Here is a 13,006-nt window from a genome sequence, read left to right on the forward strand (position 1 = left end):
TCGGGATGGCAGGATTCGAACCTGCGACCCCCTGGTCCCAAACCAGGTACACTAACCGGACTGTGCTACATCCCGAACTTGCGGAGAGTATGGGATTCGAACCCATGCATCGGTTTCCCGATGACGGTTTAGCAAACCGCTCCATTAACCACTCTGGCAACTCTCCTGGCACAACTTAGGCCGTCATTTCTGACTGCCTTTCTGTTTAATGCGATGCAAATATGTTCGATGAGGTCGATTAATCCAAATCGTTTTAAATAAAAAAGTGTTAATTAAATTTATGTTTTATGCATTGTATTGATTGTCAATTATAAAAAACTTCAATTTTTTTTAGCATTTTCCTTTACATCAATAAATCTTTTAAATTAGCATACATTTTTACTGAAACAGGGTAAACACTTTATAACAAACATGACATTTGCAGGAGAGCTCAGTAGTGTAGAATTGCTTTTAATTGCAGTTTTTATCGTGCTTTATGGATTGTATCTGGTTCGAATCATCAGAGCTAGAAAATCTTTTAGAGCAAAAGGCGGCGCCACTTTATATAAATTGATCTTAAGATCGCTTTATTTTTCATTATTCATTTTTGCTCTTTTAGGTCCATCCTTTGGAGAGATGAAAAAAGAAGTAAAAGCGATTAGCAAGGATATTTACATATGTGTTGATTTATCTAAGTCGATGGATGCTGTAGATGTAAAGCCTTCGAGGTTGGCCAAATTAAAATTTGAATTAAAGCAGATCGTTAAGTCATTCAATTCCGATCGTATCGGTTTAATTGTATTTACCAGCGACGCTTTTTTACAATGTCCATTGACATACGATGGTAATGCACTCAATATGTTTATTGAAACAATGAGTACATCACTTATCTCGAATACAGGCACTGACTTCGCTCCACCACTTGAAATGGCAATTACTAAACTTAATGATGCAGAAGAAGGACTTCCAAGTGCTAAAAAAGCATCGAAAGTAATTATCTTAATTAGCGATGGAGAGGATCATGGTAAAAATACCAATGATGCGGTGTACAACATCAAAGAAGAAGGCGTTCGTCTATTTACTTTGGGGATTGGTACAGAAGAAGGAAGTAAGATTCCTGCAGGTTACCGCTTTAAGAGAGATAAAATGGGAAATGATGTAATTACGAAACTCAACTCAGCTTCTTTAAAAGAATTAGCTAAAGAAACTGATGGTAAATATTTTGAGATTAGTGATAAGCAGAATGATATAAACCGTTTGATTTCGTCGATTAATGATATCGAAGGAGAGCTAAAAAGTTCTAGAATGGCCGATGTGGGTGCCAATAAATATTATTACTTTTTATTAGTTGGCTTATTATTGCTTGCATTGGATGTGATGCTGGCTGTAAGAGTGATTAAAATATAACCTAAGAGAAGGATAAAAAAAGGGTAAGCTTTTCAATTGAAGCTTACCCTTTTTTTATTACAGAATACCTTTTACTATTCTATCTTTTCCTTGGAAGTCTTTGATAATTTCGATGTTTTTAAATCCATCTTTTTTCATCAAGTCTGCGGTTTCTTTACCGAACTGCTCATTGATTTCGAAATATAGCTTTCCTCCCTCTGTAAGTTTTTGTGATGCTAACATTGAAATCCGTCTATAAAAAATCAAAGGATTGTCATCTTCTACATAAAGGGCTAATTCTGGTTCGAACTCTACTACATTTTTATCCATCACCTCTTTTTCTTTATAAGTAACATACGGTGGGTTACTTACGATAATATCTAATGGATCAAATGAGCTTAGGTCTTGTTCTAGAATGTCTAGTAATTGAAATTTTGTAGTGCTATTTAAGCTATGGGCGTTTTCTTTTGCCTTAGTTAAAGCAGATTCGCTCACGTCTATACCGAACGTAGTGATGTCGCTTTCAAGCCCTATTGTAATAGGAATACACCCCGAACCTGTGCCAATATCTAACAACTGACCGGATTTATTTTCTTGTAAGATCAGATGAACTAATTCTTCAGTTTCAGACCTAGGAATCAAAGTGTCTTTATTCAGTTGAAATACCCGCCCATAAAAGTCCCCTTCTCCAATTATATACTGTATTGGCTCATGTTTTTGAAGTCTTTCAAGGTCTTGTTGAAATAGTTCTTTATTAAAATCGATGGCCTCTTTTTGTAGAATCACATCAGTACGGCTTAGCTGAAGCCTTTTTTCTAACCATAAATAAGCAATGCTATTTGCTTCATTCTCATCATATACTGTTTCAAGTGATGTATATATTAATTGATGTATTTCTTTCGCGGTCATTCTTTTTTCTTTACTGTTGATGTTCCAATCCCCTATACAATGCTAGTTGTAGCAAAGTACAATAATGATGTTTTTAACAAAAATATTCTTTAGTAATGGTGTTTTTTTACATAAATTAAATGATATTTGAAACAATGTTTCATTTAATCTAATGAAAAGATACAATAAGACAATACGATTATCTAATATACCTAATTGATTATGTTAAAAGTAAGAAAAAACGCTGCTCCTACTAAGGATGCTATGATTGAAATGTCAATTCAATACATTCTTGATGGTGGCGAGTGGTCGTTAAGAAAACTAGCAAGCCACTGTGGTACTACAACTAAAGTTTTTTATACTAGATTCGACGGAGAATACGGCCTTGTTGATTCTATTGTAAAACTTATTGGTGAGAAAAAAGCGAAACAATATAGAGAATTGGATCAGACTATTGAGTCATTCTACCGTTTTGAAATCGACTTTTTTTATGAGTACTCTACAATTATCCAATTTTTAGAATCGAAGGGTAGAGGTGGAAACCCTTTTATGCTTTATGTAAGGGATGCTTATATGAGCCTTTTTGATAATGATACTAATAAGATGATTTTTGCCGGTACTGTAATGCTCGGTGTACAATCTATGCTGTCTAAAGATATTGATGTTGATCACGATCTCATCGTCAACTATATGACAAAAGGTTTAGCGTAATAGCTCTCTAAAAAAATAGGTATAAAAAAAGAAAAAGGTCGTGCTCATAGAGCAGGACCTTTAACAACTTAGCTAAAAACTAAAACCAATTAAAAATGAGTTCTTTATAAATATCCTTTCAATTTCTTGAAAGTACGTTTATGACTTGTTTCATATTGTACCTATCTAACTAGATTAATCTCCTTTTTGTTCCGTTTTTATCAAAACATTAGAAGCTATTAACCACTTCTTTGATAAGTACATCACAAAAGTGAGAAAAATCCTATGAAAAACAATGATTTTATACGAAAAAAAAGGAGGTATGTGATATTTCTGCGTTTTTTTAAGATTATCACAGCATATTATTGGGTAATTAAGCTTTTATCACTCTAATTTTTAACTAAAATTTTACAGGTAGATGTACTTTGTTATTCTGATTAAACCGAAGTAATTCAATTATCTAACAGACAGTAATTCATCGATTTTTGTTGTAAAACCTGCCGATTTGTGCTCCTGCTTCATGTCAAACGCATTTCTGCTTTCTATACGCTGAGAACCAAAGACTACTGTATTTTTTCCCATTTTTCGGTTAAGCTTGTCAAGTGTGTCTAACAATTTACTTCGCCGTGTAAGAATTTCCTCAGAACAGTAATTTTCTATAGATAACTGGCGAGAATAATTAGGAGTAATGTCCATAATATAGATACCAGCCTTTTTATAATTGTGTTTTTCGAAAAAAATCGACTTTAAAAGTGGGATAGCTACTTTTATCAATAAAGCGGTATCGTCTGTGGGTATATCGAGTTTTATACTTTTACTTCCGTAATAGGGATGTTGCTCCCTATGTTTGTCTGTTGATACAAAAACGGAGATGCGTTGGGTACAAGAGTTTTGTTTACGCAGCTTTTCCGCCACCAAGGCGACAAAGCCAGAGAAAATTTCTTTTAGCTTATCCCAATCATTGACAGGTTTAGAAAATGTCCTGGCTGTACCGATCCCTTTTTTAGCGGCGACTTTAGCAGAAAATTCATTACATCGTACCCCTTGAAGTTCCTTATAGATACGCCATACTGGAATATGCCATTGATTTTTGATTTTCCCTTCAGGAAGATCCATAAAGCTACCGATAGTTCGTACATTATATTCTTTTAGAGATAAGGTATGTTGCCGGCCAATCCCCCAAAGCTCGTCGACACTCCAATGAGCAATGTACTGTTTGTCTTTGTAATAATTCTCAAACTCACATACTCCATTAAAGCGATCGTCTTTTTTAGCAACATGATTGGCCAGTTTTGCAAGTGTTTTGGTAGTACCAATACCCACAGCGACAGGAATTCCCGTTTCTTCCCAGATACGATGACGTATAAGTTGTCCGATTTCCTCGCTGTTCTCTGTAGCTGTTAAATCTAAGAAAGCCTCATCAATGGAGTAGACTTCAATTGCATGAGCGTACTCTTTAAGGATGCTCATTACTCGTTTAGAAAGGCTGGCATATAATGCATAGTTAGACGAAAAGACAGATACCTGATGTTTATGAATGATATTTTTGACCTTAAAGAAAGGTGTTCCCATTTTTAGTCCAAGCTTCTTTGCTTCTTTACTACCGGCGACAACGCATCCATCGTTATTAGAAAGTACTACTACAGGTAGGTGAGAAAGGTCGGGACGGAAAACTTTTTCACAGGAAGCATAAAAACTATTACAATCCACAAGAGCATATTTACGTTGTGCTCTTCCTAGGGTATCTACTTTTGTCATTTCTTACTATCAAACATATTCTGAAAAAAAACTCAAAAAGGTAGGGAGGGGTGTATTTACCTATTTTGATAATTATTTAAACAAAAATATGTATTATAGTTTAAAAAAACATCATAGACCGGAATTTAATGTTTAAAATATTGTCAATTTTATAATCTATTTGTGAAATGTTATAGTGTTGCTTTTATTTTATGTAATCAATTTAAATTTTAACAAATTTTTAAATACTGAAAAGTAGGGAGAGTTATAATTGAGGTGTATAAGTTATGTAATCAGATAGAAATAGTACTCAATTAAGTTTGAGTTGTAAAAATATTAGAGATGAGATAATGTAGTAATTATCTCTATCCAAAGAGTATAGCAATGAGAAATAGTTAGTTTTTGGGTTGGAAAAGAGCTTTGCCTTGTGGAGCTCTTTTTTTTATTCCCTATTTTATCGGTTAAAAAAGTAAGACAACATATACTATGTTCTGAAATTCGGAGTTAATACAATAGAAACTGCGAAAAATAATACTTTTATATTGCATTGTTAATACAGATTAATAAACCGAACAGAAAACGATGAGATCAAGTTTAACTAATAGAAAGAAGATCAATCAGTCTTACAAATTATTGTTGCTTAAAAATTCTAATACTATGAATATCTCATCATCCTTTCTTGTTGAAGTTCTGAAAGAAAAATTCACAGAATATAGTCAAACAGCAGATTTAGTTGAAGGTCTAAAATTAGCTCAGGTAGCTCATGAGGGTCTTTCGTACGATGATCAGGAAGAGTTGAAGAAATATATCAAGGACAATAAGTTTCCACATTTAGATGCTATTATTGAAGAAATGGAGCGTCGAGTGACATTAAAAAGTAAATTGGCAGAATTACAACAAGAGTTGGATCGATTAGTCAATATACAGTTTAATAAAGACTTAGATTACGATGTAGAAAACGAAATAAACTTATTTATGGATAGGATCATTTTACTAGAAACATGCAAGATGAATGAAAACTAGTGAATTGATATTCAGTTAAAAAGCCTTCATTATTTTTGATAATGAAGGCTTTTTTATGTCCTAAAAAATTAGATGTAGAAAATAATTTTTGTACTTTAGACACTTGTAAAGTATAACCTCTATATCTTATGTTTAACACATCTAGAAAGCTGCGTAAACGCTTTATTTCTTTAGTAGAAAGTATGTCTATTGAAGATCTTAACTACATCCCAGAAGGCTACAATAATAATATTATCTGGAACTTTGGCCATAATATTGTTACCCATCAATTATTGTGTTACAACAAGTCCGGGCTTACCCCAAGAATCGACGAAAAATGGATCAAACTATTCAGGAAAGGTAGCAAACCCGAAAGAGACCTTACCGAAGATGAGATCCACGAACTAAAGAAACTCTCGATTACATTGCTTGAAAAACTGGATGAAGACCTTGTAAAAGGCGTTTTTAGAAAGTATGAAAAGTACGTATCTGGACTTGGAGTGACGATTACTACAGTTTCAGAAGCGATCAAATTTAATAATGTACATGAAGGTGTACATATTGGATATGCTTTAGGGATGAAACGCGTTATTGAGCATCAAAGAAAATCATGGGAAAATCAAACTCCGACAATAGCTATCGCCCAATAAGTTGTACAGTGTACGACCATTATGAAATATGGGCCATGAGAGGAACTCTATTGGCTATCTCGTACAACAACCACTCTGTGCAAACGAAAATCCATACCTTAAAAGTAGTGGATAAAGTGGAATATGCTGTTTTGGACAACGGTGATACAGTGCGTTTGGATGAAATCGATAAAATAGCACCTGTATCAGAATCTTAAACCCATAACCAACACATCATCAACTTGGAAGGATGCTTTTGATGGGGTGTCCTTCCATTGTTTGAATTCTTGTTCAAGCATTATTTTTTGTTCATAGCAAGACTTGTGAGAAATGTCTTGAAGCAAAGTTCTAAACTGAGCAGCTTTATATTTTTTATTCTTTTCCCCACCAAACTGATCTTCAAAGCCATCAGAATACATATATACAAGCATATCTTTTTCGATATTGACGGTATTGTTATGGCATTTTTCATGAAGGTCGATATCTCCACCTATATAGTATCTACTGCCTCTGAAGAATTCAACTTTCTCATTTTTTATGATTAACAAAGGACTTTTGGCTCCTGCAAATGTGAGTGTATTCTTTGTGGTATCAAGTGGTACACAGATGATTGATAAAGCCATGCCATCATTGTTGTGCTCTGTGTTTTTAAGTAAGTGATTGATCTCTCTGTGCAGTCTTTCGATAATCACTTTAGGGTTATCCACTTTTTCTGTATTGACAATTCTGTCTAGTAGGGAGATACCTAACATACTCATTAACGCCCCTGGCACACCATGCCCAGTACAGTCTCCTGTAGCAATTACTTGATACTCTTGAGTGGTTCCATGCCAATGAAAATCACCACTTACAAGGTGTTTGGGTCTATTGTAAAGGAAAGCGTCTTTTATTCTGGGTAGTGTTAGGGATTGAAAGGACGGTAAAAGAGCACTTTGGATATTGAAGGCATACTTTAAACTGTCTTCAATTTCATGAAACTGAGAAGAAAGAAGGTTTTTCTGCTGCTCAATTTTAAAATTTTGTGTAACGAGTGTCTTGTTCTGATTCAGAGTGATGTCGTATAGCTTTTGATTTCTATTTCTTTCATTTTCTAGCAAACAATAGTTGACAAACCCTTGATAATGATTCTTGTTTTTAATGATAAAAATAAAAATCATCGCAATATGAATGGCTATGAAATTAGGCAGCAACGAAAAGGTCGAGAAGATATGAAAGTTCACCTCTAGCAATGTAGAAAAGGTGAAAAGTCCTCCGAGGATAATACTAGTAATAACGGCAGATGGTAATACGCTATATGTAAAGAAAACCATCTCCATCGCAGTGATAATGTAAAGACCAGCTTCAAATAGAGGGTGATTATATGCAAGGAAAGTGATAGCATATAAGCTATAAATAATAGAAGTTATAGTAATACTGTAAAAGTATTGCCAATATCTGTGGGTACTATTTCTGAATTTAGGAATCCATGATAATAGAATCATAAAAATAGATAATAGTATAGAGGGGCTTCTTACAGCGCTAAAGTTTATTGGATTAGAAAAGCTGCTATAATCATTGTAGACAAAAAATGATATTATTAGTATGTAAATACTAAAGAAGTATGGTGATGCAGATTTAATTTTATGGATACACTCTAAACGGTATTTATGAAGAATGTATTTATGGTTGTTGTTATACTGATGGGTAATATTGAAAATCACAATAAAAAGAATAAGGGTAAAGGAGGCAAAGTTGATTTATTTTTTTCCAATCATTCGTCTAAACATTCGTTTTTCAAATTCCCAGAAAAACTTGAATTGACCAAGTAATGTTCCCCAAATAAGTAGAAGTACCTGATAGCATGGAAGTCCTATAAAAAAGAAGGCTAAAATACGAACCCAAGTAGCACTTTCACTAGTAATCCCGAAGATTGGATATACATAAGGTTTGATAGTGTACATAAACGTAGTCCCTGTTAGTGCAAAGACTAAGAGGATGATGATAACATCTGTGTTACTCTTAACATTCCAACGTTTTTTTAGCTTATTTATCATTAACGAATAATCTAGTACAAATGCAATATAAGTTATCTTCCTATCTTTAGTAAGAGAATTACTTTATTTTGTACCTCAAGAATTTTAAATATATCCAAACTTTAAGGAATGATCGTAGTGAAAATTCTCCAATTTGAATAACGTCCTCTTGTTTTTTATAATTTATCCAAAGTTTACAAAATAGATTATACTTTAAGCTATCTGCTTTTGGAATTGAATCAAATGATGTATTAAATCCCATTTCTTGTGAAGATGATCTCAAGATAAAGCGCTTCTCATCAACAGTTATTGTCTCATTTTTTGGAAAAAACACATTAATATATTCCTTTTTTAAAGTTCTCAATATTGACCTATAATGTTTGTTAGGGGTTCTAAGGTTTGCATTAGGAGATGGCCAAATATTTTTTCCTCCAAACTTAGAAAACGATTCAACTATAGACGGAGTACTTGTTATGTTAGTAGAAAAAAAGGAACGAACTTTTAGATGCTTGTAAACAAAAAAAGCATTTCCAGCGCCTAAAATAGAAATTGCATTATTTCCTAAATAATTGCGATTCATTACGATAAGACCTGCATGAAAAATATAAGTATCGTTGATTGGAGATTTTAATACAGGACAAAAAATAAATCCATTATACTTTTCTTTATAAGAAGTTAATGCAATAACCATATGTTTCGTCATTTCTCTAAATTGTTCAAGAGAATTGTTGACTGAAATTAAAGCATGGTTAATTCTGTCATTATTTATATAAGTAATATTTTTTTGTAGTTGTTCTAATTCGATGTCATTTAGATACTGACCAGGGAATAAAAAACGCTCTACTATGACTTTGCCATATGATTCTGTCTTTTGCATTATTTTATAATCGATAATGGGTCAAATGATATTGTATCAGGGAATGTTTTGATATTTTCTCCTAATAATATAGAAACGATTGTTGTTGTAATTAATATGGAACAACTTAAAGAGGCAGAATGTAACTGAGGGTCATGTTCAGGTGGAGAAGTTTTATACTCATTAAATTTAATCAGCATTTTTTCACTAAAGGAATTATTGATGACAACATCGTTGAGTATCATCATTTTTATTTTATTATGATCGGATGACTTATAATAATCATCCCAAGAAGGACTTGATTGTGTATTTAAGATTAAGCAACCTCCAAATCCTAAGTTAATGGGAAAGAGTTCATATTTTTTATACTTTTTACATAGAGTGTGGCATTCTAAAAATGCCGGTTGATCAAAATCAATTGTATTAATTACAAAATCAACAGTTGATATTAAAGCTTGGAGATCAGTTTTGACCAGAAACTTATTTACTATTTTAAGCTTGAGTTTTGGGTTAATGCTCAAAAGTCTTTTTTCCAGTGAATTAACCTTTTGTTCATTTAAATCATTTGATGTAAAGTTCTGACGATTAAGGTTTGATAATTCTACTATATCACCATCTGCAATAATTAGGTTACAAACACCTAAACGTACAAGGCTTTCTGCAACGACACTTCCCATACCTACTCCACAAAGTAAGATGTCAATTTGTGATAATTTTTTTTGTATTTCTTCTGGGATAAAGAAACTATTTCTACTGAAGTCCATAGGTGATTTGTATAAAATGAATAGTTTGTTAAAAGTTGATATAATAATAAAATAACACGAAAAAATACAAAACAGAAAATTTTTTTAATGTAAAATTAAATCAGTTTCACATAATAATGTAAGGTGAAGGTATGTTCAATTGATCTTTTCCCATATTTTTGTGATTATTTTTTCAGACACTGTATAATTTCGTTAATAGTTTTGTTAGATATATACAGAGTCATAGAGAGTTAGAGAAATACACGTAACTTTGTCATTATGGACAAGATGGAGAATATTCGCAACTTTTCGATTATTGCACATATCGACCATGGTAAGTCAACATTAGCCGATCGTCTTTTAGAGTCGACGCAAACTGTTGCACAAAGGGATATGCAAAGTCAGTTGCTAGATAATATGGATTTGGAGCGTGAACGAGGTATCACTATCAAGTCGCACGCTATTCAGATGAACTACCTTCATGAAGGTGAAGAGTATGTTTTAAACTTGATTGATACACCTGGTCACGTTGACTTTTCATACGAGGTGTCAAGATCAATTGCAGCCTGTGAAGGAGCGTTACTAATTGTCGATGCTTCTCAAGGTATCGAAGCACAAACAATTTCGAACCTTTACTTGGCGATGGAACATGACTTGGAAATTATTCCAGTGATGAATAAAATTGACTTACCACATGCCAACCCTGAAGTGGTAGCGGATCAAATCATGGACCTTTTAGGTTGTGAGAGAGAAGATATCATTGAAGCGTCAGGTAAGACAGGTTTAGGTGTGGAGAATATTCTTGCAGGAATTGTAAATAGAATCCCTGCTCCAGAAGGAGATCCAAAAGAACCATTACAAGCACTAATCTTTGATTCAGTGTATAACTCATTCAGAGGTGTAGAAGTATACTACCGTATTTTGAATGGTACATTGAAAAAAGGTGACCTTGTAAAGTTTGTCAATACAGGAAAAGAGTATAAAGCTGATGAAATCGGTGTACTTAAGTTAGAGCAAGAATCTAGAAAAAGTATCTCCGCTGGTAACGTAGGCTATATCATTTCTGGTATTAAAGAAGCAAAAGAAGTAAAAGTAGGTGATACAATTACTTTAACAGAACGCCCTTGTGAAGAAGCAATTCAAGGTTTTGAAGATGTGAAGCCAATGGTATTCGCTGGTATTTACCCTGTAGATACAACAGAATACGAAGACTTGAGAGCATCTCTTGAAAAATTACAACTGAATGATGCATCACTAGTATGGGAGCCGGAAACATCGGTTGCCTTAGGTTTTGGTTTCCGTTGTGGTTTCCTAGGTATGCTTCACTTAGAAATTGTACAAGAGCGTTTAGAGCGTGAATTCAATATGACGGTGATTACTACTGCTCCATCAGTACAATACCATGCATATATGAACAATGCTACTAAAGATGAAGTGGTTGTAAATGCCCCTTCTGATATGCCAGATCCATCTAAATTAGATAGAATCGAAGAGCCATATATCAAGGCGAACATTATATCTAAGGCAGAGTACGTAGGCCCAATTATGAGCTTATGTATGGAAAAAAGAGGAGAATTGAAGAATCAAGTATACTTAACAACAGATAGAGTAGAGTTGATCTTTGAAATTCCTTTATCAGAAATTGTATTTGACTTCTTTGATAAGTTAAAGACAATTTCTAGAGGATACGCTTCACTTGATTATGAATTGATCGGTTTCCGTCCATCTAAATTAGTGAAATTGGATATTCTGCTGAACAATGATCCTGTAGATGCATTCTCTGCAATTGTTCATAGAGACGGTGCTTATGATCGTGGTAAGAAGATTTGTGAGAAACTACGTGAAGTAATTTCTCGTCAGCAATTCGAGATTCCAATTCAAGCAGCTATCGGAACAAAAATTATCGCCAGAGAAACAATTAAAGCTTTACGTAAGAACGTAATCGCAAAATGTTATGGTGGTGATATCTCTCGTAAGCGTAAGCTATTAGAGAAACAGAAAAAAGGTAAGAAACGTATGCGTCAGTTGGGTAACGTAGAAGTAACTCAAGAGGCGTTTATGTCAGTATTGAAGGTAGACTAATTTTACCGGAGAGTATATAACAAGAAAGCGATAGGAGAATTTAATCTTCTATCGCTTTTTGTTTTCTACTGATGATTTATCTTAATTTCTTTAAGAAAGAAATACCGTATTGAGTACGCATTCTTTCCAGTAGCCATTTTCTTGCTTCAATATTGTCATTTCCTCCTACCAAGTGATAATAGAGCCAATCCTCGGTATGAATATGACAAAATTTGTAGGTTCTACACATCGGTTTTTCATCGTAATTGTTGATGAAATAGTAGACATGCATATATAAAACACCCTTTATTTCATCTTTTCCATCGTGAATTAAACTAAACTCAACTCGGTTAACTTTTACCTCTCTATTTCCGCTTTCTTCTGTAGAAATAAAGTCTGTAACTTTCATAAAATAGTTTTCTAAAAGTATTTGAATCAAGAAGTTACATAATTTATTTTAATTCTCAAGGAAAAAAATAAAGTAATATTCTTGAATAGAAATACCTGAAGATCAAATTGTAATACTTTATGAAAATTGTACTATTTCACTTCTGGTGTAATAAATAAAACGGTCACAGAGTCTTCTTCAATAGGTACAATATATGTTTGATCTACCACGCCAATGCTTGGAGTATTGATGATCTCGGGGTCTGGAGTTTCATGAATTACTAAGTTTCCTATCACTTCATTAAAATTGATGCCCTCTTGACCTGGTTTTACAATAAGTTCTGCCGCAGCTGATTGATGTGAAACTCTTAATACTGCTGAATCTAAACCGGCAAGGTTGGCAGCAGACCAATCAAAGTTTACGCGTACTGTTCTTGGAGGGGTAGAGTTGACGTCATCAACGCAGGATACAAGAATACTTGTGATAAAAAACAGGAACAGAAATTTGACAGTAGATTTCATATGGGCTAGAAGTTTATTAATGAAAGTATTAAGAATTTAAGAAATTCATTAAGGTAACTTACGGATATAATGATGCAATGTTGACTATAGAAACATTTTTTAAGCTTTGTTGTT

General features: G+C 33.5%; 14 protein-coding genes and 2 tRNA genes. 6 read left to right on the top strand and 10 right to left on the bottom strand.

Annotation, left to right across the window (positions count from 1 at the left end; translation table 11 throughout):
- A tRNA-Pro gene (locus tag QL232_RS12305) sits at window positions 1-75 on the bottom strand.
- Window positions 76-81: 6 nt separating this feature from the next.
- A tRNA-Ser gene (locus QL232_RS12310) sits at window positions 82-166 on the bottom strand.
- A 245-nt stretch (window positions 167-411) separates the two neighbouring features.
- Here QL232_RS12310 and QL232_RS12315 point away from each other — a divergent pair.
- Window positions 412-1,386 (top strand): VWA domain-containing protein, encoded by a 975-nt coding sequence (locus tag QL232_RS12315; RefSeq protein ID WP_168881930.1) that lies wholly within the window; start codon window positions 412-414, stop codon window positions 1,384-1,386.
- Between the two features lie 57 nt (window positions 1,387-1,443).
- Here QL232_RS12315 and prmC read toward each other — a convergent pair whose 3' ends face one another.
- Entirely contained in the window at window positions 1,444-2,274 is an 831-nt protein-coding gene (gene prmC / locus QL232_RS12320; RefSeq protein ID WP_281614346.1) for a peptide chain release factor N(5)-glutamine methyltransferase, read from the bottom strand.
- A gap of 201 nt (window positions 2,275-2,475) precedes the next feature.
- On the opposite strand from prmC, the gene QL232_RS12325 reads away from it, so the two are divergent.
- Window positions 2,476-2,964: a hypothetical protein gene (locus tag QL232_RS12325; RefSeq protein ID WP_168881928.1), complete on the top strand. Its 489-nt coding sequence runs from the start codon at window positions 2,476-2,478 to the stop codon at window positions 2,962-2,964.
- A gap of 435 nt (window positions 2,965-3,399) precedes the next feature.
- On the opposite strand, the gene QL232_RS12330 is transcribed toward QL232_RS12325, so the two are convergent.
- A complete protein-coding gene (locus QL232_RS12330; protein ID WP_281614347.1) occupies window positions 3,400-4,701 on the bottom strand; it encodes a Y-family DNA polymerase in 1,302 nt (433 codons plus the stop codon).
- Between the two features lie 636 nt (window positions 4,702-5,337).
- Between QL232_RS12330 and QL232_RS12335 the strand changes: the two genes are divergently transcribed.
- The 3 genes from QL232_RS12335 to QL232_RS12345 all read left to right on the top strand — a co-directional run bounded on the left by QL232_RS12335 (window position 5,338) and on the right by QL232_RS12345 (window position 6,529).
- The gene (locus QL232_RS12335) at window positions 5,338-5,703 is read left to right on the top strand and encodes a hypothetical protein (protein WP_168881926.1); all 366 of its coding nucleotides are present in this window, start codon (window positions 5,338-5,340) and stop codon (window positions 5,701-5,703) included.
- Between the two features lie 128 nt (window positions 5,704-5,831).
- Window positions 5,832-6,332: a DinB family protein gene (locus QL232_RS12340; protein WP_168881925.1), complete on the top strand. Its 501-nt coding sequence runs from the start codon at window positions 5,832-5,834 to the stop codon at window positions 6,330-6,332.
- Window positions 6,293-6,529, top strand: coding sequence for a hypothetical protein (locus QL232_RS12345; protein WP_168881924.1), 237 nt, complete (start codon window positions 6,293-6,295; stop codon window positions 6,527-6,529). The genes QL232_RS12340 and QL232_RS12345 overlap by 40 nt, the downstream gene beginning before the upstream one ends.
- On the opposite strand, the gene QL232_RS12350 is transcribed toward QL232_RS12345, so the two are convergent.
- The 4 genes from QL232_RS12350 to QL232_RS12365 form a co-directional block, all read right to left on the bottom strand.
- Window positions 6,518-7,792: a SpoIIE family protein phosphatase gene (locus QL232_RS12350; RefSeq protein WP_281614348.1), complete on the bottom strand. Its 1,275-nt coding sequence runs from the start codon at window positions 7,790-7,792 to the stop codon at window positions 6,518-6,520. The two genes, QL232_RS12345 and QL232_RS12350, sit on opposite strands and share 12 nt — an antisense overlap.
- A 255-nt stretch (window positions 7,793-8,047) precedes the next feature.
- Window positions 8,048-8,344: a DUF6787 family protein gene (locus tag QL232_RS12355; RefSeq protein WP_168881922.1), complete on the bottom strand. Its 297-nt coding sequence runs from the start codon at window positions 8,342-8,344 to the stop codon at window positions 8,048-8,050.
- Between the two features lie 58 nt (window positions 8,345-8,402).
- Window positions 8,403-9,200, bottom strand: coding sequence for a hypothetical protein (locus tag QL232_RS12360; RefSeq protein WP_168881921.1), 798 nt, complete (start codon window positions 9,198-9,200; stop codon window positions 8,403-8,405).
- Window positions 9,200-9,943: a ThiF family adenylyltransferase gene (locus QL232_RS12365; protein ID WP_281614349.1), complete on the bottom strand. Its 744-nt coding sequence runs from the start codon at window positions 9,941-9,943 to the stop codon at window positions 9,200-9,202. Before QL232_RS12365 ends, QL232_RS12360 begins: the two co-directional genes overlap by 1 nt.
- Window positions 9,944-10,210: 267 nt before the next feature.
- Between QL232_RS12365 and lepA the strand changes: the two genes are divergently transcribed.
- Window positions 10,211-12,004, top strand: coding sequence for a translation elongation factor 4 (gene lepA / locus QL232_RS12370; protein WP_168882097.1), 1,794 nt, complete (start codon window positions 10,211-10,213; stop codon window positions 12,002-12,004).
- Window positions 12,005-12,080: 76 nt separating this feature from the next.
- Here lepA and QL232_RS12375 read toward each other — a convergent pair whose 3' ends face one another.
- Together QL232_RS12375 and QL232_RS12380 are read right to left on the bottom strand one after the other, a co-directional pair.
- Complete coding sequence (locus QL232_RS12375; RefSeq protein ID WP_168881919.1) at window positions 12,081-12,392, bottom strand: hypothetical protein; 312 nt, start codon at window positions 12,390-12,392, stop codon at window positions 12,081-12,083.
- A gap of 131 nt (window positions 12,393-12,523) precedes the next feature.
- Window positions 12,524-12,892: a hypothetical protein gene (locus tag QL232_RS12380; RefSeq protein WP_281614350.1), complete on the bottom strand. Its 369-nt coding sequence runs from the start codon at window positions 12,890-12,892 to the stop codon at window positions 12,524-12,526.
- Between the last annotated feature and the right edge of the window lie 114 nt (window positions 12,893-13,006).

The organism is Flammeovirga sp. SubArs3, assembly GCF_947387565.1.
GTDB classification, from domain to species: domain Bacteria; phylum Bacteroidota; class Bacteroidia; order Cytophagales; family Flammeovirgaceae; genus Flammeovirga; species Flammeovirga agarivorans.